20 protein-coding genes, 1 pseudogene and 1 riboswitch are annotated in these 24,336 nt (G+C 61.0%); of the genes and pseudogenes, 9 read left to right on the top strand and 12 right to left on the bottom strand.

The window, feature by feature from the left end; translation table 11 throughout:
- Nucleotides 1-582: 582 nt before the first annotated feature.
- The gene (locus NKG99_RS19135) at nucleotides 583-1,002 is read right to left on the bottom strand and encodes a hypothetical protein (protein ID WP_245272726.1); all 420 of its coding nucleotides are present in this window, start codon (nucleotides 1,000-1,002) and stop codon (nucleotides 583-585) included.
- Between the two features lie 203 nt (nucleotides 1,003-1,205).
- Here NKG99_RS19135 and NKG99_RS19130 point away from each other — a divergent pair, with 203 nt between their 5' ends.
- The gene (locus tag NKG99_RS19130) at nucleotides 1,206-1,379 is read left to right on the top strand and encodes a hypothetical protein (RefSeq protein WP_352538816.1); all 174 of its coding nucleotides are present in this window, start codon (nucleotides 1,206-1,208) and stop codon (nucleotides 1,377-1,379) included.
- A 21-nt stretch (nucleotides 1,380-1,400) separates the two neighbouring features.
- Here the strand turns inward: NKG99_RS19130 and NKG99_RS19125 are convergent, their stop codons facing one another.
- From NKG99_RS19125 to hemA, 8 genes are all read right to left on the bottom strand, one after another.
- Entirely contained in the window at nucleotides 1,401-2,162 is a 762-nt protein-coding gene (locus NKG99_RS19125) for a hydroxymethylpyrimidine/phosphomethylpyrimidine kinase (protein WP_352538849.1), read from the bottom strand.
- Entirely contained in the window at nucleotides 2,153-2,758 is a 606-nt protein-coding gene (locus NKG99_RS19120; RefSeq protein ID WP_352870219.1) for a thiamine phosphate synthase, read from the bottom strand. The genes NKG99_RS19125 and NKG99_RS19120 overlap by 10 nt, the downstream gene beginning before the upstream one ends.
- A complete protein-coding gene (locus NKG99_RS19115) occupies nucleotides 2,755-3,528 on the bottom strand; it encodes a thiazole synthase (RefSeq protein ID WP_352538814.1) in 774 nt (257 codons plus the stop codon). Before NKG99_RS19115 ends, NKG99_RS19120 begins: the two co-directional genes overlap by 4 nt.
- A gap of 3 nt (nucleotides 3,529-3,531) precedes the next feature.
- The gene (gene thiS / locus NKG99_RS19110) at nucleotides 3,532-3,729 is read right to left on the bottom strand and encodes a sulfur carrier protein ThiS (protein ID WP_023685606.1); all 198 of its coding nucleotides are present in this window, start codon (nucleotides 3,727-3,729) and stop codon (nucleotides 3,532-3,534) included.
- Nucleotides 3,698-4,699: a glycine oxidase ThiO gene (gene thiO / locus NKG99_RS19105; protein WP_352538813.1), complete on the bottom strand. Its 1,002-nt coding sequence runs from the start codon at nucleotides 4,697-4,699 to the stop codon at nucleotides 3,698-3,700. The genes thiS and thiO overlap by 32 nt, the downstream gene beginning before the upstream one ends.
- Nucleotides 4,696-6,531: a phosphomethylpyrimidine synthase ThiC gene (thiC, locus tag NKG99_RS19100; protein ID WP_352558838.1), complete on the bottom strand. Its 1,836-nt coding sequence runs from the start codon at nucleotides 6,529-6,531 to the stop codon at nucleotides 4,696-4,698. Before thiC ends, thiO begins: the two co-directional genes overlap by 4 nt.
- Before the next feature lie 103 nt (nucleotides 6,532-6,634).
- Nucleotides 6,635-6,751: riboswitch (TPP riboswitch) on the bottom strand.
- A 223-nt stretch (nucleotides 6,752-6,974) separates the two neighbouring features.
- Nucleotides 6,975-8,279 (bottom strand): ATP-grasp domain-containing protein, encoded by a 1,305-nt coding sequence (locus tag NKG99_RS19095; RefSeq protein WP_352870218.1) that lies wholly within the window; start codon nucleotides 8,277-8,279, stop codon nucleotides 6,975-6,977.
- Nucleotides 8,280-8,849: 570 nt separating this feature from the next.
- Nucleotides 8,850-10,061 (bottom strand): 5-aminolevulinate synthase, encoded by a 1,212-nt coding sequence (hemA, locus tag NKG99_RS19090; protein WP_352760692.1) that lies wholly within the window; start codon nucleotides 10,059-10,061, stop codon nucleotides 8,850-8,852.
- An 842-nt stretch (nucleotides 10,062-10,903) separates the two neighbouring features.
- Here hemA and NKG99_RS19085 point away from each other — a divergent pair.
- The gene (locus NKG99_RS19085) at nucleotides 10,904-11,581 is read left to right on the top strand and encodes a GntR family transcriptional regulator (protein ID WP_352837615.1); all 678 of its coding nucleotides are present in this window, start codon (nucleotides 10,904-10,906) and stop codon (nucleotides 11,579-11,581) included.
- Between the two features lie 11 nt (nucleotides 11,582-11,592).
- Here NKG99_RS19085 and NKG99_RS19080 read toward each other — a convergent pair whose 3' ends face one another.
- Nucleotides 11,593-12,345, bottom strand: a complete 753-nt coding sequence (locus tag NKG99_RS19080; RefSeq protein WP_286461381.1) for an SDR family NAD(P)-dependent oxidoreductase — start codon at nucleotides 12,343-12,345, stop codon at nucleotides 11,593-11,595.
- Between the two features lie 365 nt (nucleotides 12,346-12,710).
- Here NKG99_RS19080 and NKG99_RS19075 point away from each other — a divergent pair.
- The 7 genes and pseudogenes from NKG99_RS19075 to NKG99_RS19045 all read left to right on the top strand — a co-directional run.
- Nucleotides 12,711-13,216, top strand: a pseudogene (locus NKG99_RS19075) (ISNCY family transposase); the annotation flags it as partial.
- 476 nt (nucleotides 13,217-13,692) lie between these two features.
- Nucleotides 13,693-14,763 carry a TMAO reductase system periplasmic protein TorT gene (gene torT / locus NKG99_RS19070; protein WP_352538809.1) on the top strand — a complete coding sequence of 357 codons (1,071 nt, stop codon included), beginning with the start codon at nucleotides 13,693-13,695 and terminating at the stop codon, nucleotides 14,761-14,763.
- Between the two features lie 11 nt (nucleotides 14,764-14,774).
- Nucleotides 14,775-16,340 carry a sugar ABC transporter ATP-binding protein gene (locus tag NKG99_RS19065; protein WP_352870217.1) on the top strand — a complete coding sequence of 522 codons (1,566 nt, stop codon included), beginning with the start codon at nucleotides 14,775-14,777 and terminating at the stop codon, nucleotides 16,338-16,340.
- Complete coding sequence (locus NKG99_RS19060) at nucleotides 16,337-17,311, top strand: ABC transporter permease (RefSeq protein WP_352443110.1); 975 nt, start codon at nucleotides 16,337-16,339, stop codon at nucleotides 17,309-17,311. The genes NKG99_RS19065 and NKG99_RS19060 overlap by 4 nt, the downstream gene beginning before the upstream one ends.
- Complete coding sequence (locus NKG99_RS19055; RefSeq protein WP_352443109.1) at nucleotides 17,304-18,293, top strand: ABC transporter permease; 990 nt, start codon at nucleotides 17,304-17,306, stop codon at nucleotides 18,291-18,293. Before NKG99_RS19060 ends, NKG99_RS19055 begins: the two co-directional genes overlap by 8 nt.
- A gap of 16 nt (nucleotides 18,294-18,309) precedes the next feature.
- Nucleotides 18,310-20,370, top strand: coding sequence for a hydantoinase/oxoprolinase family protein (locus tag NKG99_RS19050; RefSeq protein ID WP_352538807.1), 2,061 nt, complete (start codon nucleotides 18,310-18,312; stop codon nucleotides 20,368-20,370).
- Nucleotides 20,371-20,402: 32 nt separating this feature from the next.
- Entirely contained in the window at nucleotides 20,403-22,196 is a 1,794-nt protein-coding gene (locus tag NKG99_RS19045) for a hydantoinase B/oxoprolinase family protein (protein ID WP_023768620.1), read from the top strand.
- 44 nt (nucleotides 22,197-22,240) lie between these two features.
- Here the strand turns inward: NKG99_RS19045 and NKG99_RS19040 are convergent, their stop codons facing one another.
- Nucleotides 22,241-22,924: a GntR family transcriptional regulator gene (locus NKG99_RS19040; RefSeq protein WP_023737066.1), complete on the bottom strand. Its 684-nt coding sequence runs from the start codon at nucleotides 22,922-22,924 to the stop codon at nucleotides 22,241-22,243.
- A gap of 88 nt (nucleotides 22,925-23,012) precedes the next feature.
- On the bottom strand, nucleotides 23,013-24,326 hold the full coding sequence (locus NKG99_RS19035) for an aspartate aminotransferase family protein (protein WP_352870216.1): 1,314 nt from the start codon (nucleotides 24,324-24,326) through the stop codon (nucleotides 23,013-23,015).
- Nucleotides 24,327-24,336 lie beyond the last annotated feature (10 nt).

The raw sequence follows: 24,336 nt of genomic DNA, 5'->3' as shown, positions 1-24,336 counted from the left end.
GGCTCCAAGTAGGTCTAGGAAGCCGGTAGTCGTTGATGTTGCAAATCTGAATGAAGGGCAGGTTTCAGGGAAACGGTTACCTGGCGGCGTTGTCCAAATGAGGCGCGAAGCCCGATCTTTCATCCAGGAGCACCCGGACAACGCCGAAACTCGCTCGTCAGGGCCGGAGATCGCTTCGTTTTCTGTGAAGTCGGTCGATTAGGGATTCATTTTGGTCGGTACCCATCCAATTCTGAATGAACCGAATTTGGCGGTCTGACCGGCCGAACAGATAGGTGTCTGCTGACCCAACGACGTGTTCGTTTATTGGCCTAATGCCAAACCCAGACGCTGCCGCGCGCGGGATCATGTCTGTACCGCAATGCGGGCAAGAGCCCCCGAAACCCGCTTGCGGGCGGAATCTTCGCCCATCGACCAATGCGTTACGCATGGCACCTTTCCCGGCAATGCAGATATGTGGCAGAATTTATGGCCGGGAGCGGGAGCGAAGATATATGCGAGGGTAAAACCTTGGCATGCTTATCGTTGGGCGCGATCACTGAGAATGGCCTTTCAAACCAATCAGGAACCTGTTGCTGCCACCTACGGCATTGCCGGGACGTCGCGCCAGAACGCGACAATCGCGTCTGAGAACGTCTGGAACTGGTCATCGCTCACCTTGAGGTGCGTGTGGTTCAGCAGTTTCTCTGACCACGGCGGCCGAGTGCCTTTGAGCGGATCGTCTAGATACTCGGAGCAGGTTTTCTTCAGGTCATCCAGCGATTTTCCGGCGCCGTGCTTGTAGACGTTGACCACCAACCGGCACGCATCGAGCGTCTTGAAGTAGTCCGTGCTTCGGACTTTCCAGCCGAAACTTTCCAGGAGGTCTGCAATCTTGGCGAAATCCGCTGACCAGACCTTCGCAGCTGCCGTATCCCCTCGATGCCAGTTTCGTAATTCGCGGACCAGCCAGTCCCGCAGCTGTTTGTCCCACTCGTGGAACATCCCTGCGGTGACACTCAACCGGGTTTGGTCGCGTATGCCGCTCAGGAGCTGGTAGAACTCAATGCCGGCGTCGCGAGCAGCCTCGTAGAAATCCCCGGAATCGTCTCAAACCGGCCTTTGCTTTGCTCCAGCACTGCGGGGCCAGATCCGGCGTTCCCCGCCGCGCTGAAATGCCTCACTCCTGCGGCCTCACACTCGCCAGGAGGCACAAGTGCATCCCCATGCCTGACTGGCAGTGCGCTTCGCCGCAGGAAGAGTCCCGTTACTTTCCCGGCCTGGCAGGGCAGCTTGTCTCGGCGCCGCTGAATTCCGATCTGCAAAGCGGCCTCATTCCGTCACGCGCTGTGAAAAAAGGGCAGGAGGGCTACGGCTTCCATTTCAGCGTCAGCCGCTGAACGCTTGAGCCGTCTCTACGGCTATTCGGCTGGGGTTTTCCGAAGCTTTTCTAACACAAAGAGCTTGCCCTGGCGCACGGCGTACTCGATTGATTGCGCCTTCGCCAGATGTGCCGCAATCGAGCTGGCCAGCATGCAGCCCGTCCCGCGCATCGATGCGGCAAGACGCGGCGTGTCAAAGCGGACTGGTTCGTGATCGGGGCGCAACAGAATATCGGTTGATTGCGGTCCCGATGCATGGCCGCCCTTGATCAGCAGAGCCCGCGCGCCGGCTGCCAGCAATTCTTGGCCTTGCCACACTACGCCGTCCTCATCCACTGCCCGCTCCGAGCCAACAAGGAGTGCCAGCTCGAAGAGATTGGGGGTGACCAGACGGCAAAATGGCATCAGATCGCATTTCAGGGCGGCGATGGCGCCGGCTTCCAGGAGCGCCCGGCCTGACGTCGAGGCCAGCACCGGGTCGAGCACTGCCGGCACCTGCGGATTTTCGCGCAGCACTCCGGCAACCGCAATGACGATCTCCACCGTGGCGAGCATCCCGATCTTGATGGCCGCCACTTTGTTGGCCTGCAACCCCGCACGCATCTGACCGGCCACCAGACCGGGTTGCATAGAGTGGATTTCCATGACCGCATGGTGCGTCTGCACCGTCAGCGCGGTGACAGCAAGGCAGGTGCGCACGCCAATGGAAGAGATCGTCTCGATATCGCGTGCGATTCCAGCCCCACCGCTGGAGTCAGATCCGCCGACCACGAGCACATGCGGTTCTCGCCTCAGCGCCATGGCTTTGTCTTTTCGATCCATTCTCGCGTGCGCGCTTCGGGATTGGCATTCAACGTGATGTCGGTGACCACCGCCGCGGTGTCCGAACCAGCCGCGAAAACACCGTCGAGCCGATCGGGGTTGAGGCCGCCAATGGCGACCAATGGGATCGGCGCCACCCGATGCTTCCACTCGCTGATCCGCTCGAGCCCTTGCGGCGCCCATTTCATATGCTTCAGGACGGTGGGATAGATGGGGCCGAGCGCGATATAGTCGGGCTCGGCAGCGATGGCCGTTTCCAGTTCTAGATGATCGTGCGTGGAAAGCCCGAGCTTCAATCCGGCGTACTTAATCGCCAGCAGGTCGGCCGCAGCCAAATCCTCCTGGCCGAGATGGACGAAGTCGCAGCCTTCCTCAATTGCCGTGCGCCAATAGTCGTTGACGATCAGTTGGCAACCATGGACCGCGCAGACGCCGTTCGCGCGGCGGATTTCCGACCGCAGCGTGGTCTCGTCCCTATCCTTGATGCGCAACTGAACCAGCTTGACGCCGAGCGGGACCAGCCGCTCGACCCAGTCAGCGCTGTCGACGATCAGGTAGAAGGGATCGAGCTTCATGAAAAAACGGCCCTGCCGATGGTCGGCGTCGACGGCACGGCGACGTCGCGCGGTTCAAGCATACCCGAGCTGAAAGCTTCACGACCGGCCTCGACCGCCTTGCCGAACGCACGCGCCATGCCGACCGGATCGGCCGCCTTGGCGACCGCGGTGTTCAGGAGTACGGCGTCAAAGCCGAGCTCCATAACGGTTGCCGCGTGCGACGGCCGTCCGAGCCCCGCATCCACGATCAGCGGAACATCTGGGAAATGTCCGCGCATCGAGCGCAGCGCCGTGATGTTGATCGGTCCGAGAGCGGAACCGATCGGCGCGCACCACGGCATCAAGACCTTGCAGCCCGCCGCAAGCAGCCGCTCGGCAACGATAAGGTCGTCGGTGGTATAGGGGAATACAGCAAAACCGTCCTCGCACAGGATGCGGGCGGCTTCGACCAGACCGAAAACATCCGGCTGCAGGGTGTCATGGTTGCCGATCACTTCGAGCTTGACCCAGTTCGTACCGAAGACTTCGCGCGCCATTTGTGCGGTCGTGACCGCTTCCTTGACGGAGTGGCAGCCAGCAGTGTTGGGCAGGATTCTGACACCAAGCGAGCGGATCAACGACCAGAATTCTTCGCCAGCCCTGCCGCCTGCCATTTCACGGCGCAACGAGACGGTCACCACCGCCGTGCCCGAAGCCCTGACTGCATAGGCAAGGATGGCCGGCGAAGGATATTGAGCCGTGCCAAGAAGCAGGCGCGACGGAAGCTCGGCTTCATAAAGCTCGATCATGGCCTAGCCGCCCTGCATGGGCGAGAGGATTTCAATCCGGTCGCCGTCGTTCAACTGGAATTCCGCCCGGTTGGCTTTGTGCACGAGGTCATTGTTGACGGCGGTCGCGAGCCAATCGCCCTCATAGTCGAGCGCGGCAAGCAGCTCGGCCAGCGTGGTGGCGGCAACCTCATGCGCTTCGCCGTTGACCATCAGTTTCATGAGCAAGCTCCTTGGTTCTGTCTTGAGTGAAAACCAGGTCGGCAGCCTGGCGCGCCATGGCGGGAGCCAGGAGAAAACCGTGACGATAGAGCCCGTTGATCGCGATGATTTCACCCTTGGTTTCGACGCGCGGCAAGTTGTCGGCAAAGGCTGGGCGGACGCCGACACCGGTTTCAACGATCTCGGCCTCGCCAAAGGCCGGGTGGAGGGCATAGGCGGTACCCAGCAGCTCCATTATGGAACGCGCCGTCACCGGTCCGGCACTCTGGCTTTCAATCATCGTCGCTCCGATCATGAAACGGTGATCGGTGCGCGGCACGGCATAAAGCGGAAAGCGTGGATGAAGCAAACGGACCGGCCGCGACAGCGAGACATCAGGCGTGCGAAGAATCAGCATTTCGCCGCGAACACCGCGCAGCCTGTCATCGGCCGCTGCCATTCCCATACAGTCTATCTGACGGGCGAAACCCGAAACAGGCCGGGCGTCGCAGCCGAAGTGGAATTTGACACCCATGGTCGCAAGCTTGTCATGAAGTGCCGCCATCGCCGGGCGTGGGTCGAGGTGAGCCTCATCGGCGAACAGCAATCCGCGGCGGAAGCGGCCGGCTAAGTCGGGCTCCAGCAAGGCAATTTCATCTTCCTCGACGCGCCGATAGCCCGTCGTGCGGCTGGCGAACCGGTCGAGCTCGCCCGCATCGCGCGGCGCGGCCAAGACCAGCGTTCCCCGTCGTGCTACCAAGCCTGGCGTTGCGGCGTCCCACCAGTCGGCGGCGTCGCTTCCGAGATCCAGCACCGGCTGCTCGGCGCTTTCACGCTCGCACCACGGCGCCAACATGCCACCGGCGAACCACGACGCATTGCCCCCAAGGGCAGGCCTTGTCTCGGCAACGGTAACCGCCGCGCCGCGTGCGGCGAACTCGAAGGCGGCGGTGAGGCCAGCAACGCCCGCTCCTTTGACCAAGACCTTCATGATGGCTCACGTGGCTGAGGTATGAGCGGTGCCCCGGTCTCGTCCGCCGGCAGGTAGAGATCACCGCCCTCGCGGTATTTCGCCGCCATCGCCGCCATGCCCTCTTTCTGCGCCTCGGCACGGATGTCGTGAGAGATACGCATCGAGCAGAATTTCGGTCCGCACATCGAGCAGAAATGCGCCACCTTGTGCGCTTCCTTGGGCAAAGTCTGGTCGTGGAAGGACCGCGCCGTTTCCGGATCGAGCGACAGGTTGAACTGGTCCTCCCAGCGGAACTCGAAGCGCGCGCGGGAAAGCGCATCATCCCTGACTTTCGCTGCCGGATGGCCCTTCGCCAGGTCGGCGGCGTGGGCGGCGATCTTGTAGGTGATCACGCCGATCTTGACGTCGTTGCGATCGGGAAGGCCGAGATGCTCCTTGGGCGTGACGTAGCAGAGCATGGCGGTGCCGAACCAGCCGATCATCGCGGCGCCAATGCCTGAGGTGATGTGGTCATAGCCCGGCGCGATGTCGGTCGTCAGCGGTCCAAGCGTATAGAACGGCGCCTCGCCGCAGACGGCGAGTTGCTTGTCCATGTTCGCCTTGATTTTGTGCATCGGCACGTGGCCAGGCCCCTCGATCATCACCTGGCAATCCTTCGCCCAGGCGATCTGCGTCAGCTCGCCGAGCGTTTCCAACTCGGCGAACTGCGCCGCGTCGTTGGCATCGGCGATCGAGCCCGGACGAAGGCCGTCGCCGAGCGAGAAGGAGACGTCGTAGGCTCTGGCGATGTCGCAGATCTCCGCGAAGTGCTCGTAGAGGAAGCTCTCCCGGTGATGGTGCAGGCACCATTTGGCCATGATCGAGCCGCCGCGCGAGACGATACCCGTCACCCGGTCGACGGTCAGCGGGATGTAATGCAGCCGCACGCCGGCGTGGATGGTGAAATAGTCGACGCCTTGCTCGGCCTGTTCGATCAGCGTGTCGCGGTAGACCTCCCAGGTCAGATCCTCGGCAATGCCGCCGACCTTTTCGAGCGCCTGGTAGAGCGGCACCGTGCCGATCGGCACCGGCGCGTTGCGCACGATCCAGTCGCGGATGTTGTGGATGTTGCGGCCGGTCGACAGGTCCATCACCGTATCGGCGCCCCAGCGGATCGCCCACACCATCTTTTCGACCTCTTCCGCCATCGACGATGTGACGGCGGAGTTGCCGATATTGGCGTTGATCTTGACCAGGAAATTGCGGCCGATGATCATTGGCTCGCTTTCGGGATGGTTGATGTTGGCGGGGATGATCGCCCGTCCGCGCGCCACCTCGTCACGCACGAATTCGGGCGTGACGAAATCGGGCAGCGTCGCGCCGAAAGCCTCGCCGTCGCGCTCAAGCTTGCCGCGCAGGATCTCGCGACCAAGGTTCTCGCGGATGGCGACGAACTCCATTTCGGGTGTGATGATGCCGGCGCGCGCGTAGGCAAGCTGCGTCACCGCCTTGCCTGCTTTGGCCCTGAGCGGTCGGTGGCGGATGGGAAATTCTGGCGTCAGGCGTTCGCCCGTCGCGAATCCGTTGTCCTCCGGCCGGACATGGCGGCCGTCGCAGACCTCGACATCGCCGCGCGCCAAGATCCATTCGTGGCGAAGCCGGGCCAGGCCTTTTTCGATGCTGGTTTCGACAGCCGGATCGGTATAGGGGCCCGACGGATCGTAGACGGTGACGGGCGGTTCGCCGGCTGTCGGATGGACGGAGATTTCGCGCATCGGCACCCTGATCTGCGGGTGGATGGCACCGGGCTTGTGGATCTTACGCGAAGCAGGCAGCGGCCCCGTTGAGACGGCTGGGGTGAGGGCATTCATCTTGAGGCTCCTTTGCTCATGCATTGGAGACCCAGTTCTGTGCCGGAAGGATGAAAAGACGCTTCTGTCGACCTGCCGAAACAGGACCTCGGGCGTGAACTCCCGCAGAGCGCTTGCACCGTCCCTACGCCAGTATGAACTGGATCAGGTTCAACGGGTCACTGCGCCGCGAAAGCCAGCAGTATCTCAGCCCCTTGCCGGGACTCCCCTGGTGAATGCCTCAAGTTGAACGGGCCGGCGTTGTCTTGTCAAGCGCATGTTCGTCCTGCGGCGGCGGTGGGCGGCATTCAAATTGGGCCCAAATTGGGCCGACGGCCTCGCCATGGGTCGCGGAGAAGTTCCGCGGGAGACAAGGCAGGTGTGGCCAAAGCTGCATTTGCCTCGTCAAACTTGATGTGACATTGACGTAGACGGAACTGCTGCGTTTCAAGGATCTTAAGCCGTCAATGCCTGATCGGAACAGAACTGGTGGGCCGCCCGAACGCCCCACAAACATCGTGCTCTCGATCACCTCTTATTGTCGCCGGAAAAGGGGTGATCGACCATTCGATCAAGTCGACCGCTCGCTGAAGGGCGCCCTCGGTTTCAGCACGGCTGGGCGAAGTGGCAATGACATGTCCAATCCAGTCTCGGAAATCCCCCTTCCTGACGATCGGTGTCTTGGGTTCAACATTCAATTTGACCTCGGCCACACCTGATATAGCAGCTGCCTGAGTGTCGCCACCAATCCAGTCGAGGGTGCCATCTTGATCAGGAAGCAGGAATCGCGCGGCCGCAGTATGCGAATGCTTTTTGCGCAGATCCCATTCCTCGCCAATGACAAGCTTGATGTGCTCGGTGACGAGGTCGACACCGTAAGCTAACTGGACCAGTTGAGGGTCGGGCGCGCCACTAAGACGCGGATTGACTTCAATGACAACTGGACCGCGTTTCGTGCACCGGAGTTCAATGTTAGTTGGCCCCCAGCCAAGGCCGAGAGCCCGCAAACAGCTCAGCGAAACATCGGCGATGCGCTCACGCTCCTGATCGGTTAGCAGGGCCGGATACGTCACCTCACGTATGACGAAATGGGGGAGGGGACCAAAGTCATTGGCGCAAATCGCAACGACCTCATTCCCCATAACATTAATGCTATAGAACGGGCCCTGTGCGAATTCTTCGACGAGTATTTTCGGTGTAGACCGCCATATGTGCTTTCCGCCCAATAGATGGGTCGTATGTTCGGCTACGTCTTCGAGGCTGCGGCACAATCGGACACCCATGCTGCCGCTGCCTACTGCCGGCTTAAGAATCACGGGCAGGCCGATCTCTGCAGCCGAGCTTTCTACCGCCGCCGCATTCGCTGCCAACCGATAGGCCGGTATTGGAACGCCGGCCTGCGCGAGGAGTTGGCGTTGCTTGAATTTGTCGCAGCTTCGTTCAATCGATTCAGGGTTCGGTCCCGGTAGATCGAAATGCCGGCAAAGCTTGCCAACTGTCGCATAGATCGATTCATGGTCCCCGGCAAAGCCAGTAATGCCAGCAATGTCGTGGGTAGCACGCAGCCGCGAACTTTCGCGGACCAACGCTTCGAGATTGCCAGTGTCGACACGGATTGCCTCAACGTTTTCCGCCGAAAGATAGTCGTACCGAGGTGGATCAGCCGTCAGAGTAATTGGATGAAGACCAAGACACTGAGCCGCTTGGACGTATAGCTGACCAGTACCCCTATGGCCTTCGACCAATATGAGCGCTCTTCTTCTTACCATTGCTGTTAATCCCGATGTTGCGTGCTGGCGGCGGTCCGAGGGTACCGGTGTCACTTTTGTGGCCGTGCCGGACCTCAGACTCGGGGTGCCGTACCATTGTCAACGACTGACGGTTGTAAAAATCTTGTAAATTGATTTGAAGGATCTGTTGCAGCGTTTTTGATTAGGGCGGCGTCGGAGGCTTGCTCCGTTCAAACCAGGTTAGCTGGGGTTGGTGTGTGATCCCGTGGGCCTGGGCGTGACCTACCCCTCGGGTAGGGCACGCCAAGCCACATCAAACTCGCAGCACAAGAACATGCGCTCTGGTCATACCGGCTCATGGTGAGCCCTGAATCTGGAACCGGCCCGATGTGTAAGCAGCGAGTCGTCAAACGGCCCCATTCAATCATGGAGTCACATCATTTAAGATCGCGAAAGCTGTCATTGCGGGTTACGGAACTGCTTTCCGATGACATTCGAAGATGCGATCGGGCGTCAGAACCGGATCGCTGACCGCCGCTTCCACCTCGGCGAGCCCGGCTGATATAATCAGGTCTGAGGCTGCGCGCCCTGTCGTTCCCAGCATTTACATTAGGCAGCCTTGCCAAGATTGTCCCGCAGCAGAACCTGCCTGAGCGCATCGACGAACGTCCGAATATCTGTCGTACTATGGGCAGGCGTAACCGTCACCCTGAACCGCTCGGTTCCCACCGGAACACTCGGCGCCAGAATTGGCTGAACGTATATTCCATGCTGATCCAGAAGCTGGCGGGACGCTTCCTTGCAACGGAATGGATCACCAATAGGCACAGGAATGATGTGGCTTCGGGTCGGCATGACGGGGATGCCCGCCTCTTTCAGCAATCCGATTAAAAGTTTCGTTTTCCGGTGCAGATCAATTCGTTCTGAATCTGAATCGCGAAGATGGCGCAGCGCTGCCAGCGCACCAGCCGCTAGCGCTGGCGCAAGCGCCGTGGTGAAAATGAAACCGATCGAGAAGCTTCGTATGCTGTCAACAATGGAGGCAGGTCCGGTCACATAACCCCCCATCGAGCCGAACGCCTTACCTAGCGTCCCTTCGATGATGGTTGGACGATCCATGATGCCAAGTTCCGCGGCAATGCCGGCGCCTTTCGGACCGTACATTCCCGATGCATGAACTTCATCCAGAAACGTCATTGCGCCAAATTCGTCCGCCATGTCACAGATATCTTTGATCGGTGAAATGTCACCGTCCATTGAATATACCGATTCAAAAACAATGATCTTGGGTCTTGCAGGATTTACGCTGCGCAGAAGCTCCCGCAAATGCGCAACGTCGTTATGCTGGAAGACGCGCTTTTCGGCCCGGCTGTTGCGGCATCCACTAATAATTGAAGCGTGGTTGTGCGCGTCAGAAAATATAATTGTGTCCGGCATCAAAGATGCCAATGTACTCAATGATGAATCGTTTGAGCTGAAGCCGGAAACAAAAATCAATCCTGCTTCCTTGTTGTGGAAAGCTGCAAGCTCCCGCTCGAGCAACACGTGATAATGGTTGGTGCCACCAATGTTGCGGGATCCTCCCGATCCTGCGCCGTTGGCATCGATGGCGCGCTTCATTGCCGATAGCACTTTGGGGTGCTGCCCCATACCGAGATAATCATTAGTGCACCAAATGGTTATCTCTTTTCGGCCGTCGGGCCTATTGAGCCAGGCCTTTGGGAAGTTGCCAGACTGACGCTCCAGATCGGCAAATTCACGATACCCGCCACGGCCTTTGAGTTGCTCGATTCTTCCGGCGAAATACTGCACATAATCCAAATCAATCTCCTGTTGGGAAGCCGTTTTTCGGCGCGCTCAGTGCTGCTTCACAGCGCACCTGCGCCGGCCCATCGCGTCGCATCCCTCGACAAGCACCAGCAAGATTGGATTTCGACTACGCGCTTGATCTTGCGGGGGTTTCGGCCGCTCCAGCTAATTCGGGTAACGCGCCCCAAAGTGCAAGTGAAGAGAATGTTAAATCTATTTGTTACTGAAATGTCTGAAATTGCATGAGTGTCGCAAGCGATTTCATAATTCTGGCCAGTCGTCGTTCGATTCCTGTCGCGGCCTTGTCAGAGCTGCGCTCGGCGGGCTTTCGGGCCCGAGAGCCGCAATGCGCGAGGGCCGCGTCTTGTCGCGCAACAGCCCTTGAAGCCCTTCGGCGGCGAAACGCTCTGCAAACGCCATACGCAGCTTTTGGACGTGCTGGCCTGCCGGATCATCTTGACGGTTCCGACGTCATCGTCGGTCCAGCCGGTTCGGAGTCGCCTCAGAATCGGAAATTTCTGCCCATCAGACTGGAAATTGACATGTAAGCTTCCCGGCTCCTTCAGATGTCATCATCTCTCGCACACCAACTCATGCCACGCAGATGAGATCGCGCCTTTTTCTGTCGTCACATTCCATTGTCAGAATCGGAAAAGAAGGGTCTCCTTGTTTTTATATGAAACAAAATTTCACAAATAATTATGAAAACGGACATGTTTGCTGCAGACAATTAACGTGCACGTACTTGTCTGCCGCTGCATAACGAAATATAGGCAGCGATTATAACTTATAAACGTAGTGAAACGCGTAAATCGACATTTCCATAGAGCTGCAGCAGAGGCGAGGGGAGTCCCATGGGCCCTATGAAGATGCAGCCCGAGGAGATGGGCAGCCTGTCCGCGCGGATTTACAGCAAGGTGCGGGATGGCTTGATCATCGGCAATTTCGCGCCGGGCGATCGTCTCCTTATGCAGGATCTTGCCGGGCAGCTCGGAACCAGCATTACGCCGGTGCGCGAAGCCTGTCTGCGGCTCGTCAGCGAGCAGGCGCTCGAGTTGCGCTCCGGCAGGTTCGCCGCGGTGCCAGACCTCAGCCGCGCCCGCTACATTCAGATCAAGCTGATCCGCGTGGCACTTGAAGGGCTTGCGGCAGAACACGCTGCCGACCATTTTGCCCCCGCCGATCTCGAACAGCTTGAGACCTTCCGCGCCTCATTTGTAGAGAGCCATAAGGCCGGTAATATCAAGGAAGCGCGATCCTCCAATCGCGCTTTCCACTTCGGCGTCTACCGCCTGTCGCGTATGCCGATGCTGATCGGACAGATCGAAAGCATGTGGGCCTCGATGGGTCCAATCCTTAACGTTTACGATCGGGAAATTCCGCGCGGGTACACCGGCGCGGAAGAACATGACCATCTCATCGAGGCCTTGAGGACTGGCGACAGGAAGAGGGCCCGCGAGGCGATCGAGAACGACATCCAGCGAGGCTCACATGGTTTTCTGCGCTATTTCGACGAGCGCGGCTCCGGCTGAGCTGAATTGCCCTAAGCACCATCGATCTGCGCGACGCGCGGTGTGCGCAGGCCGGCTGTTTCCCCGCCGTCTACAGTCACCACCGTGCCGTTGACATAGCTCGATTGATTCGAAAGTAACCAAGCGACCACATCAGCGATCTCTTCAGGGGCACCGAAGCGGTTGGCAGGGATCCGCAGTTCGAGCTGCTTCTTGCGCAGTGCATCGCTTATGATGTTGCCCATCATGCGTGTTTCGATCTGGCCGGGGCAGACAGCGTTGAAGCGGATCTCCTCGCCGAACTCCAGCGCGAGGGCCTGCGTCAGCCCGATGACCGCGGCCTTTGAGGCGCAGTAGGCAGCGAGCCCTTCTTCGCCCGTCTTTCCGGCGATGCTGGCCATGTTGACGACTGAACCCCTCCCGAGCCGCAAGCCGTCCAGCGCATGACGGATGAAGAAAAAGACGCTGCGTGCATTAACCGCAAGGACCTCATCCCAATCGTCCTGGGTGGCGGTGGCGAAGGCAATGCGCTTCGACATGCCGGCATTGTTCACGAGCCCCGCGAGCCGGCCGTTGCCAAGTTCAAGCGCACGGTCGACGACACGGCGGCAATCGTCTTCACGGATAATGTCACCGGCAACGAACGTGACACCGTGATTGGCGCGTTCGAGCGCCGCGCCCGCTTCTGCATCTCGGCCGGTCGCCACCACTCTGGAACCGGCAGACGCAAGTTTCTCCACGCAGGCCCGCCCAATCCCGTGCGTGGCGCCTGTTACGATGATCATTCCAATTCACTCCATTACGTATTTGGCAACCGCACAGTTTGGGGGGCTCGCTTTTGGGCCAATCCCCGCCCCATCAAATCATGACGAACAACGTTGTCGTCACCTAGGATCAGTGGATCAATTGTGACGCAGGTTAAAGCCGGTGGACTGGCCCAAGCGCCGGGCCGTCGGCCCAACGGCTGGATTGGCGATACTGCGCATGTGGCCATGTCTTTCCTCGCGTGATGGGGTGTTCCCTAGAAGCGGAGCGATATGCGGGTGTGACGACCGATAAGGCGGACCGGCTATTCCGATAGGGACATGCATACTGTCGCATGACCGACTCGTCATCCCCGCAAGGCCAGTAATGCCAGAAGTGCTGCACAATACGCCAAGAACGCACACCGACCAATCAGTGTTTCGACTGTTCGCCGCACACGGGATCGGCCTCTCAGCTGGCAAAACCATGTCGCAATGGCTGGACGTGCATCGCGATTTGCGAGCCTGGTGACGCGGGACTTGCGCCGGCACGCCATCAAGGGAACCGGCCGCGACGGCTTGCCGGCGGAGGCTGTGCTGCCCTGCCCCTGCTCAAGCAGCACCACCCACTAAGCATCGGGAACCCGCGTTCCATTTAGAAGCCTCCACGTTGCGGGCCTTTGCCCGGCTGCCGGGAGAATGAAGTCGCAAGACAACACCCGCAATCCGGGCGCCGACCTCTAGGAAGAACTCAGGCTGGCAAGCGCCAGACGAGAGAAGTTGGAAAGCGGCACGGTCGTGCGCGGGGAACCGTCATTTCAACAATCATCCGACCGCAGCGTGTTATGGCACGCTGCGGTGCGGTTCAGCGCGGCTGTTGCAGCACGCGAATGCACTGGGCACATCTCCTCCCTAAAGACACTATGACGATTTGGTCGATAGCGAAGTGCGGCTGCTGACCAATGGCTCTGTATTCGAAGGCCACGCTGATCGCTTTGACTTATTCGCCGGCGCTTGATGTCAGGCAACTCGATCGACAAGCCGCATACCGGTCGGTCGCGAGGAAGCCCACATCGCCGCGGCCAGTTGCATGGCTGCTGTCTCCGACCTCGTCTTTCGTCAAATGGATTGTGATCCCGGTCGAGGCAGCGAAACCGCGATTGAAGACACTTTCCCGGCTGAGCACCGGCTAATGAAAACCCTATTGACTTATAACTTATAAGTAGTACGGTAGCGCTGTGAAAATGAACAACGGCGCGGATGGCCCTGAAGGCGAACTCGCCTAGACGGTACTACGATCCGCCAGCAAGCCTCTGCTCCCAAGGCAGACCGCGGAGCCGGCTAAATCGCCGGCGCCGGACCCGGGAACACACGAAAATGGGGAATCACATGACCAAGAATCACGCTTTCCGATCCATCCTCGCGGCGGCTTTCGTCACCGGCGTGGCCGTCCTGCCCAACGCCGCCCAGGCCAAGGATTGGTGGCCCTTCAAGATCAACGCGGCCAAAGGCGGCGATCTGAAAAAAGTCGAGGCACTCGACTATGTGCCGCTGGAAAAGGCCGAGAAGCCTTGGAACCTGTGCGTCTTGTTTCCGCACCTCAAGGACAGCTACTGGGTCTCGGTCGACTATGGTATCGTTGAGGAAGCAAAGCGCCTGGGTGTCAAAGTGACGGTCCTGCAGGCTGGCGGCTATGACGCGCTGCCCAAGCAGCTGTCGCAATACGACGATTGCGTCGCATCCGGTGCCCAGAGTATCCTCGTCGCCGCCATCTCGGAAGCCGGTCTGGCGGCCAAGCTGAAGGAGGGCGACGCCAAGGGCCTTGTCCAGATCGCCGTCGCCAATCCCATTCTGGAAACTCCGATCACCGCGCGCATCACTCCCGATACCTACCAGAAGGGTTTTCAGGAGGGTGAGTACCTCAAGAAGTATCTCGGCGACAAAAAGACGACCGCGATCGGCCTGCCGGGTCCGCAGGGATCGGGTTGGGCGGAGAGCTATATGGCGGGCTTTCGCGACAGCATCAAAACCGGCAACATCAAGCTCGCGGCCGAGCTCTATGGTGAGCCCGGCGTTCCGCAAAGCCTGCGCCTCATCGAGGACGCCCTGCAGACCTATCCCGATCTCAATGTCATCTGGGGCGGGGCTGCTGCGGCGGAAGCGGCCGTCAGCGCCGTCGCCGACGCTGGCCGCGACGATGTCGTGATCATGTCGTCTTACGAGAACCAGACGATGCTGAAGCTGGTCAAGGAAGGCAAGGTGCTTGGCTTTGCCGCCGAGTATCCGGTGATGATGGGCCGCATCAGCGTCGACCTCGCGGTGCGCGCCTTGGAAAAGAAGGACTATGAGAAGGTTCTGCTGGTCGCGCCGGGTATCGTGACCAAGGACAACGTCGACAAAATCGACCCGACGCAGATTTTCGCGCCCGATGGGTGGAAGCCTGAATTTTCGGTACAATAGCCACATCTTCGATGGGCGGTAGACCTCGGCCTTGGCCTGCCGCCCGTTTTGCTTCGAGTTCGGTGGTGTCAGCGATGCTTGAACTTACGCGTATGACGAAGCGTTTCGGGGGTGTGGTGGCGCTTGACGGCGTCGACTTCTCGCTGTTGAGCGGTGAGGTCCATGCCCTTCTCGGTGAAAACGGCGCCGGCAAGTCGACGCTCATCAACCTGATAGCGGGAACGTATGGCTGGACCGAAGGCTCGTGCCGTATCGACGGCCAAACCGTTTCCGCGCTGACCCCACAGAAATCCCGCGATGCCGGCGTCGCGGCAGTGTTCCAGGAATTTAGTCTCGTCCCCGACCTCACGGTCGAGGAGAACCTGTTTCTTGGACGCGAGTTGAAAGGGCGGCTTTTCCTGAACCGGCGCGCGATGCGCGCCCGCGCCGAGGAACGCTTCCGCGAAATTGGCTTTCACGTCGAGCTGGACAGCAAGATCGAAACGCTGACCCGGGCGCAAAAGCAGATGGTCGAGATTGCCAAAGGCATGCTTTCGGATGCCAAGATACTCATCCTGGACGAACCGACCGCGTCGCTCACCGACGGTGAAGCGGAAAAACTTTTCGCCGCCATCGCGGGTCTCAAGGCCCGGGGCGTCGGCATTATCTATGTGTCGCACCGCATGGCCGAGATCCGTCGGCTCGCGGATCGTGTCACGGTGCTGCGAGGAGGGCGTAAGATCGATACCGTGGCCATCGCCGCGGCATCCGATGCTGCGCTCATTGAGATGATGGTCGGCCAGCCGGTCGAGCGAATCTACCCGTCAATCAGCCAGCGCCCCGCCGAGGTCGTGCTGGCGACCAGAGGGCTGCGTGTCTCCGGTAGCGTGTCAGATGCCTCCATCACGGTCAGGGCTGGAGAAATCGTCGGCCTGGCGGGCCTGGTTGGCTGCGGTCGTAGCGAACTTTGCCGGGCCGTGTTCGGCCTGGAGCGGGTGACGTCCGGTGAGATCGAACTCCATGGCGCGGTGGTAAGAGCGCCAGTCCCGCACGGCATGTTGCGTGCTGGACTTTGTTACTATCCAGCTGATCGCGGCGCCGAGGGACTGGCGCTTGGCCGTCCGGGCCGCGAGAACGTGACCATGGCCGCGCTTGACGACCCGAGACTGTCCCACGCCGGACTGCTCAAGTCATGGCGCGAGCGCCGGGCGATAGCCGGGCCGCTGAAGACACTGGGTTTGCGACCTATGGCGCCGGAACGCGCGGCGTCGTCGTTTTCGGGAGGAAACCAGCAGAAACTCGTGCTGGCGCGCGGTCTGATGCGCCCAGTCTCGGTCCATATTTTCGATGAACCGACGGTTGGCATCGACGTCGGCGCCAAAAGCGAGGTCTACCGGCTTATGAAAAGCCTGGTGGAGAATGGCGCGGCCATTCTGCTGTCATCGTCCGAACTGCCGGAGCTCGTTCACCTGGCCAACCGCGTCTACGTCATGCGTGAAGGGCGCATAGTCGCCGAACTCAAAGCCGACGGCATCACCGAAGCCTCCGTGCTGCGTCACTATTTCGACGCCCAAACCGGCGCCACGGAGGCAGCATGAGCCCTGACATGCTGCGGCGCCGTTTTCTGGAAACAGGCGGGATCGTCATCCTGCTTCTGGTCGCGGTCGCGGCGGCGGCCGCGATCATCGAACCGCGTTTTCTGAACCGCCTGAACATCCTCAACGTCCTGCGCAATTTCTCCTTCCTGGCGGTTCCGGCGATCGGCCAGATGATCGTCATGACCACCGGTGGTTTTGATCTGTCGGTCGGCGCCACGATGGCGTTGGCGTCCGTGGTCACGGCCGCGGCGATGGCCGCGATGCCCGACGCGGATGGGCTCCAGCTGCTGGTACCGGTGGCGCTGGCCTTGGCCAGCGGCGCCTGTGTTGGCCTGGTAAACGGAACGCTGGTGGCGCGGCTTTCCCTATCACCTTTCATGGTGACGTTGGCATCGTTGTCGATCGTCGCGGGAATTACGCTCTATTACACGCAGGGTATCCCGATCTATGGCGTTTCCGACGCCTTCGTCGATGCCATCGGGCGAGGGCAGGTGCTTGGCCTGCCGCCGGTCTTGCTGCTGGCGATCGTGGTGATCGCCATCGCCATCATTCTGCAGCGTCGGACCGCGCTCGGGCGCCACTTCTACGCCGTCGGCGGCAATGTCGGCGCCGCCCGGCTGTCGGGAGTGCGCACACACCGTGTGCTGATAACCGCCTATGTGCTCTCCGGTTTTCTGGCCGCGCTCACCGGTGTGCTGATCACCGCTCGCATCGGTTCTGGCCAGTCGACGATCGGCGGGACGCTGGGACTGGAGACGATCGCAGCGGCGGTGATCGGCGGCGTTTCATTGCGCGGTGGCTCAGGCCGCGCCGAGAACGTCGCCATGGCGGCGCTGTGCCTCTCAATCATCGCCAATGCGATGAACCTCACGCAGATCGACAGCAAATTCCAGACGCTGGTTCTCGGTTCCGTGCTCATCGGCGCACTGGCTTTCGACCGAATTGTTCAGGGGAGGCGGGCCAATGTCTGATCGTCCAGACATGGCGGCTCCGGTTGTTCTTGACCGCGCTCGCCCGGACATCCGCCAGTTCGCGGCGCAGGCCAAGCTGCCGGGGCTCGTATTCCTGGCCCTGCTAGTTCTCGGTCTGCTCGACCCGCGCATCGTTTCAAGCGGCAATCTCTGGAACATCGCGATCCAGACCAGCTATCTCGCACTCTTCGCCATGGCGCAGACCATGGTGCTGCTGACGCGCGGCTTCGACCTGTCGCTTGGTTTTACTGTCTCGCTCGTCAGCGTCATATCGGCGATGGTGATGACCGGAACCGGCGATATGCCCATCCTGTGGGGAATCGCCGCCGGCCTCGGCGTCGGGCTGCTGATCGGCGGGCTGAACGGCTTCCTCATCGCCGGTATCGGCATCAATCCACTCGTGACGACGCTCGGCATGGCCAACATTGTCATGGCGCTGGCGGCAACCGTCAGCGGCGGCTTTCCCGTGCCGGGCATTCCCGAAGCCTTCACGGAGGCCTTGGCGGAGGGACGGGTGATCGGCATTCCGGTGCCCATCGTGTTCGCCGCGCTGTGTTTCGCACTGCTGTTCCTGGTCCTGCGCTTCACCGTGTTCGGCCGCGGCCTGTATCTCATCGGTGCCAACCCGCGCGCGGCGAAGGCGGCGGGCGTTCGCACCGGACGTGTCGTTGCGATCGACTACGTGGTCTGCTCGCTGCTGGCCGCGATTGGCGCCATGCTGCTCACCGCGCGCACCGGGTCGGGCGAGCCCAACCTTGGCGGCAACCTGACCCTGGAATCGATAGCGGCGGCGGTGGTCGGTGGCGTGCGGCTGACCGGCGGCGAGGGAGGCGTCACGGCGGCTCTGCTCGGTGCCCTGTTCATCACGGTCATTTCCAACGCCATGAATCTCATGCAGGTCGACGGCTATCTGCAGCAGGTTCTTTTGGGCCTCATCATTCTGGCCAGCCTGATACTGGGCCGCGATCACAAGAAACGCTAACAGCTTCGGACCTTAAATGGCTTATCAAGTCTGCATCGATATCGGCGGAACCTTCACCGATTGCCTGGTTTCCGAGCCCGGTGGGAAAATCTCGATCTTCAAATCGCCCACCACGCCCGGCGAATTCGAGAAGGGATTCATCAACGTGCTGCACGTGGCGGCGGCCGGATACGGGCTCGATCCCGCGACGTTCATGACCAAGATCGACTTGATCGTACACGGCTCGACCGTCTCGACCAACGCGCTGGTCGAGCGCAAGACCGTCAAGGTCGGATTGATCCTCAACGAAGGACATCAGGACATCCTCGTCCTGCGCGAGGGGCCGCGCAAGGGCGCCTTCCAGTGGCGGCTCGACTATCCCGAGCCCTATGTCCCGCGCCACCTGACGAAGACGGCGCGGGGCCGCGTCGATGCGCGCGGGCGGGAGCTCACGCCTCTGTCGAGATCCGATGTCGAGGCGGCGATAGCCGACTTCCGGCGCTATGGGGTCGAAGCGATAGCGGTCGGTCTGCTTTGGTCGGTCGTCAATCCCATCCATGAAACAACGGTGCGCGATATCATCGCGCAGGCATGGCCGGAGATCCCGGTCACGCTTAGCCATGAAGTCAATCCGATGTCGCGCGAGTACAAGCGCATCATCGCGGCCGCTATCGACGCGTCGATCAATCCGATCGTGCGCACCTACATCGAGGACTTGCGGCAAGCACTTTCGCAGGCGGGTTTCCAGGGCGAGCTGCTGCTCGCCAACTGCGTCGGTGGAATGATGCCTCCCGCCGAGATGCTGCGGCGGCCAATCTACAGCGTCATGTCGGGGCCGACGCTGGCGCCGATGGCCGCGCTGGCGCTGAGCGACGAAGCCAACGTCATCGTCGGTGACATGGGCGGCACCACCTTCGACGTCTCGGCTTTGCGTGACCACCAGATCATCGTCACCCCGGACAGCATGATCCACGACGACTCGCTGGGGATCGCGAAAGTCGATGTGAGATCGGTTGGCGCCGGCGGCGGGTCGATTGCCTGGGTCGACGATGGCGGCCTGCTTCGTGTCGGGCCGCAAAGCGCTGGCGCGCGGCCGGGGCCGGCATGCTACGGAGCGGGCGGCACCGCGCCGACGGTCACCGACGCCAATGTCGTGCTCGGCATCATTGACCCGGATTATTTTCTCGGCGGCCGGATCAAGATCAGCCGCGATCTGGCCGAGAAAGCGGTCGCGAGCATCGCGACGCGGCTCGGCATCCCGCTGCTCGACGCGGCTTACGCCATCCAGACCACCAGCAACCACAACATGGTCGGGGCCATCGAGGAAATCACCATTCGCGAGGGCATAAACCCACGCGACAGTTTCTTTGTCTGCGGCGGCGGCGCGACCGCCATCCACATCGCCGAGATGGCCGACATATTGGGCTTGAAACGCTACATGATCCCGCGCTTCATGGCCGGGCTGAGCGCGTTCGGCGGGTTGATCTCTGATATCACGCGCGAGGAAAGCGCGGTTTTCCTGACCTCGACCCGGCGCTTCGACGCCGCCGGCGTCTCCGACATCCTGGCGCGGTTGAAGGTGTCGGGCGAAGCATTCCTCGAACAGGCCGGCGTTGAGCCCGAGCTGCGGCGTTTCGAGTTCTCCTTTCTTGGTCGCTACGAGTACCAGTCCTGGGAGATCGAGGTCCATTTCGAGGCCAATGAGGCGCGCCTCGAAGCGGAAAAACTCCCAAGTCTCGTCGAAGCGTTTCATCAGATGCACGAACGCATCTATTCGATCAGATCCGACCGCGACATTGTCGAATTCACCAACTGGAAGCTGCGCGCGGTGGGCAAGCGGGCCAATCAGGATGCTTGGAAGGATTTCAGGCTGGCCGACCAGGCGACGGCGCCGGTCGCCAAGACCCATCGGTCAGCTTATTTGCACGAAACCCGGGGGACGAGCTCTCTGCCTGTTTACGACATGGACCAGCTGGGCGCGGGGGCGGCGCTTGATGGGCCATGCCTGGTTGAGGCGACGACGTTCACCGCCTTCCTGAAGGACGGACATCGCGGGCGCGTGGACCCGCAAGGCAACATTGTCGTGACAGTCGATTGAGACTCAAACCTTCCCGAACAAGGCATCGTAAAATGAATTCACCTGTCATTCGCCTGGAGACGCCAACGCGCCGCGTCGATCCGTTCCTGATGTCGGTTCTCAAAAGCCGGTTCGAGGCGGTGGTGCGGGAAATGACGCTGGTCGTGATGCGGGCCAGCCGCTCAGCGGTGATCAAGAACGCCCGCGACCTGAGCTGTGCGATCCTGACCTATGATCACCGCCTCGTTTCCACCGAGGACGCGCTGCCGATCCACGTCATGTCGATGGATCTGGCGACCCGTCCGATAACGGAGTTGTTCGACGATATCGCCGACGGCGACATCTTCCTCAACAACTGCCCATACACTGGCGGCACCCATCATGCCGACCTGATCATGGCGATGCCGATCTTTTTCGACGGCAAGCCGCTGTTCTGGGCCGTGGCGCTTTCCCATCACGCCGATACTGGCGCGCCGACACCTTCGACCTATCTGCCATTTGCCAAGAACGTTTATGAGGAAGGGATCCACTTTCCCTGCGTGCGTGTGGTCGAACAGCACCGGGAGAAGCAGGACATCCTGCGCATCGGCATGATGCGCAACCGTGTTCCAGACATCTGGCTGGGCGACGTGCGAGCCCAGATCGGCGCCTGCAGGACCGGTCGACGCCGTCTCTTGGAACTGCTTGAAAAATACGGCCGCGACACGCTGCTGGATTTCGTCGAGGACTGGTTCGACTACGGTGCGCGTCGCGCCATGGCCGAGATCGCCAAATTGCCGAAGGGCAAGTTCTCCTACGAGGTCCGCCATGACCCGGTCCCCGGCGTGGCGGAGGAGGGCATCCCGGTCCGGATCACCATCGATGTCGACCCTGAAGCCGGCGAGATCACGGTCGACGTGCGTGACAACATGGATAACGTCCCTGGCGGTCTCAACCTGTCGGAAAACACCTGCACGGGCTCGTGCCGCATTGGCGTCTTCAACAATCTCGACGACGGCATCCCGCACAACGAGGGCGCCAAGAGCCGGATCAAGGTGTTGATGCGGGAGGGAAGCGTGGTTGGCAAGCCCCGCTACCCAGTAGGCACCTCGGTGGCGACCACCAATGTCAACGACCGGTTGATCATCGCCGGCAATTGCGTGTTCTCGACGATGGGAGAACCCTATGGCCAGGCCGAGAGCGGCTCGCACCTGCCGGCGGGGATCGGGGTGATTTCGGGCAAGGATCCGTTCAAGGACGGGCAGCCCTACGTCAACCAGGTCTTCATTGGCTACGCCGGCGGCGGCGCGCGTCACGGCTATGACGGCTGGTTGACATATTGCGGGCCGGCGAATGGCGGCCTGATCGCGCTGGATTCCGTGGAAGTGGACGAATCCATGTATCCCATCATCATTGAATCGCGCGGCGTGGTGGCGGATACCCAAGGCATTGGCGAGTTCGAGGGCGCTCCCGCGGTGGGCGGTGTCTTCTATCCCGTCGACCACGAGATGACACTGGTCTACTCGGCCGATGGCACAACCTTTCCGCCGCGTGGCGTGCTGGGCGGCGGTGACGCCAAAGCAAGTCGCAGTGCCAAGCGCGGCACGGATGGCAAGCTGGTGGAATTGCCGGCCTTCCATGAGGAGGCGTGCCGCGCCGGCGAGCGCATCGAGTTCGTTGCCTGTGGCGGCGGCGGCTACGGCGACCCGACCAAGCGCGATGTCCGCCGTGTCGCGGCCAGCGTTGGCCGCGGCTGGCTAACAAGCGAAGCGGCTCGCAAGTCCTACAAGGTTGCCCTGGTGCTGGACGCCGAGCAGGGCGTCTGGGCCGTCGACCAGGATGCCACCGCGCGCCTTCGGGCGGCCTGAGCCAGCGCGAAGAGAGGTCGCCAGCAAATGACCGGCGGCTTCGATCACGCCCGCTTGGCGGCCGCGTCCTGCTCGTCGAAATACCGCAACAGGTTCATGCCACCGCGCACGATGTCGCGTTCGATCGCCTTACGCGCCACCTTCTTGTTGCGGGTCCGGAACGCTTCGATCAGCGTCTCGTGCTCCTCCGCGCCGATGTAATCGTTCTCGGCCTGCAGATAATACACGTTAAGGATAGGGCCCATCGAGACCCACAGGCTTTCGATCTGCGCGATCAGCATATCCATCTTGGACAGGCGGTAGACGCCGAAGTGGAATTCACGATTGGCGCGACGGGCGCGGTCAGCATCGCCGGACGTTTCGCCGGCCACGAAATCGCGATGGATCTCGACCAGTTTTGCAATGTCCTTCTCCGAAACATGCTCAACGGCGAGTTCGGCCGCTAGTCCCTCGAGCGCGATGCGAATGAGCCGGACCTGCCAGTAACGCGACCGGGTCAGCTCTGGAACGGTGATGAACCGCCCTGACCGCAGTTCCAGCGCCTGCTCGCTGACGAGCCTGAAACAGGCCTCGCGCACAGGCGTGACGCTGGTGCCCAGCCGTTGCGCCAGATCCTGCATCAACAGTCTTTCGCCGGGCCGGAAATTGCCGGCGATCAGGGCTTCGCGCAGCGAGATATAAGTTCTCGCCGACAGACTGCCTTGCTCGATTGGCTGCATCGTGCTCATGGTCCACCGCTGCAATCTTGGCCGCACCGAATCGACAACGGATAGTGCGAGACGCTCTTATATCCTATAAGTCCGTTGCGAAACATGGCTAGGAGCTGGCGGGTTTCCCAGCGGAGAGCTTGCGCAGGATTGTCTCGATGATATCCAGCGATTTCTCGACTGTCGCCCGGTCATGGCTCCCTGACAGGTAGAGACGCTTGAGCGGAAGCGGCTGGCCGATCAGCCGGTTCGCCACCATCTCTCTGCGGAATGCAAGATCGAAAACATCGTCGTTGCCCAGCAAGTCCTGGTAGTCGCGGTAAGGACCGCTGAGGAAATAGATCAGCCAGACCGAGCCAAACCCGGCGCTCTGCGCGGGCAGGCCGAGGCGATCGATAATGCCATCCAGCTGCGTGCGCATGAAAGCGCCGAGGGCAAACAGGCGGTCGTAGAAGCCTGGTTTCGACAGCTCCTCAATCGTCGCCTGCATGGCGGCGAGCGTCGACGGCGTGCCGTTGAAAGTACCGCCCATGAACACGGATCCTTCCCCGGTCCGGCCGACGAGCGCCATGAGATCGCGACGACCGGCCACCACGCCAACGGAATAGCCTGACGAGGCCGCCTTGCCGAAGGTCGCGAGATCAGGCGTGACGTCGGCGATCGACTGATAGCCGCCGAGCGCGTGGCGAAAGCCGGTGATGACCTCGTCGAAGATCAGCACGACACCATGATCGCTGGTCAGGCGACGCAGCTCGCGCAGGAAAACATCCGTCGCGATCACCGACCCCATATTGTGAGCGATTGGCTCGATGATGATCGCCGCGACATCGCCTGGATTGGCCTTGAGATAATCCTCGACGGCGCCGGCATCGTTGTAAGGCAGCACGATGGTGTGACGGGCGGCATCCTCGAGGATGCCAGCACTGATGGGATCGTACTTGCCGATCGCCTGCGCGTGCGACTGTACGTTCATGGCGACATAGTCGTGCCAGCCATGATAGCCGCCTTGGAACTTGATGATGCGCTTGCGACCGGTGGCGGCGCGGGCAAGGCGCAGGGCGTGATAGGTCGCCTCCGATCCGGAATTGCAGAAGGCGACGAGATCCGCGCAAGGGATGCAGTCGACCAGCGCCTCCGCCACCTCGATCTCCAGCCGCATCGTTCCCGCACCGACAAGATCGATATCCTGCGTGACCGCAGCGATGCGTTCGCGCACCGCCGGATGACAGTGGCCAAGCACGTTGGCGCCGAAGCCGCAATGGAAGTCGGTGTACTGGTGTCCGTCGACGTCGTAGAGAAACGCACCCTGCGCCCGGGCAAATACATGCGGCGCGCCGAGCCTGCGGCTCGGGCTGAGCAATCCGCCCGGCATCACCGCACCGGCGCGCTCAATGAGTCGGGCGGTGTTATTCTGATCGGTCATCGGAATGTCC

The organism is Mesorhizobium sp. M1409 (genome assembly GCF_040317535.1).
Taxonomy (GTDB): domain Bacteria; phylum Pseudomonadota; class Alphaproteobacteria; order Rhizobiales; family Rhizobiaceae; genus Mesorhizobium.
Note: the sequence above shows the minus strand (reverse complement) of the source record. Positions and strands in the feature narration are given on the sequence as shown.

What these genes read in the sequence shown, in the direction of transcription:
- thiC (WP_352558838.1), bottom strand. Translation starts at nt 6,531, where the DNA reads ATGAATGCCCTCACCCCAGCCGTCTCAACGGGGCCGCTGCCTGCTTCG.
- NKG99_RS19095 (WP_352870218.1), bottom strand. Translation starts at nt 8,279, where the DNA reads ATGGTAAGAAGAAGAGCGCTCATATTGGTCGAAGGCCATAGGGGTACT.
- NKG99_RS19120 (WP_352870219.1), bottom strand. Translation starts at nt 2,758, where the DNA reads ATGAAGCTCGATCCCTTCTACCTGATCGTCGACAGCGCTGACTGGGTC.
- NKG99_RS19060 (WP_352443110.1), top strand. Translation starts at nt 16,337, where the DNA reads ATGAGCCCTGACATGCTGCGGCGCCGTTTTCTGGAAACAGGCGGGATC.
- NKG99_RS19045 (WP_023768620.1), top strand. Translation starts at nt 20,403, where the DNA reads ATGAATTCACCTGTCATTCGCCTGGAGACGCCAACGCGCCGCGTCGAT.
- NKG99_RS19055 (WP_352443109.1), top strand. Translation starts at nt 17,304, where the DNA reads ATGTCTGATCGTCCAGACATGGCGGCTCCGGTTGTTCTTGACCGCGCT.
- NKG99_RS19115 (WP_352538814.1), bottom strand. Translation starts at nt 3,528, where the DNA reads ATGATCGAGCTTTATGAAGCCGAGCTTCCGTCGCGCCTGCTTCTTGGC.
- NKG99_RS19130 (WP_352538816.1), top strand. Translation starts at nt 1,206, where the DNA reads ATGCCTGACTGGCAGTGCGCTTCGCCGCAGGAAGAGTCCCGTTACTTT.
- thiO (WP_352538813.1), bottom strand. Translation starts at nt 4,699, where the DNA reads ATGAAGGTCTTGGTCAAAGGAGCGGGCGTTGCTGGCCTCACCGCCGCC.
- NKG99_RS19035 (WP_352870216.1), bottom strand. Translation starts at nt 24,326, where the DNA reads ATGACCGATCAGAATAACACCGCCCGACTCATTGAGCGCGCCGGTGCG.
- NKG99_RS19050 (WP_352538807.1), top strand. Translation starts at nt 18,310, where the DNA reads ATGGCTTATCAAGTCTGCATCGATATCGGCGGAACCTTCACCGATTGC.
- NKG99_RS19065 (WP_352870217.1), top strand. Translation starts at nt 14,775, where the DNA reads ATGGGCGGTAGACCTCGGCCTTGGCCTGCCGCCCGTTTTGCTTCGAGT.
- NKG99_RS19085 (WP_352837615.1), top strand. Translation starts at nt 10,904, where the DNA reads ATGGGCCCTATGAAGATGCAGCCCGAGGAGATGGGCAGCCTGTCCGCG.
- thiS (WP_023685606.1), bottom strand. Translation starts at nt 3,729, where the DNA reads ATGAAACTGATGGTCAACGGCGAAGCGCATGAGGTTGCCGCCACCACG.
- NKG99_RS19125 (WP_352538849.1), bottom strand. Translation starts at nt 2,162, where the DNA reads ATGGCGCTGAGGCGAGAACCGCATGTGCTCGTGGTCGGCGGATCTGAC.
- NKG99_RS19080 (WP_286461381.1), bottom strand. Translation starts at nt 12,345, where the DNA reads ATGATCATCGTAACAGGCGCCACGCACGGGATTGGGCGGGCCTGCGTG.
- torT (WP_352538809.1), top strand. Translation starts at nt 13,693, where the DNA reads ATGACCAAGAATCACGCTTTCCGATCCATCCTCGCGGCGGCTTTCGTC.
- NKG99_RS19040 (WP_023737066.1), bottom strand. Translation starts at nt 22,924, where the DNA reads ATGAGCACGATGCAGCCAATCGAGCAAGGCAGTCTGTCGGCGAGAACT.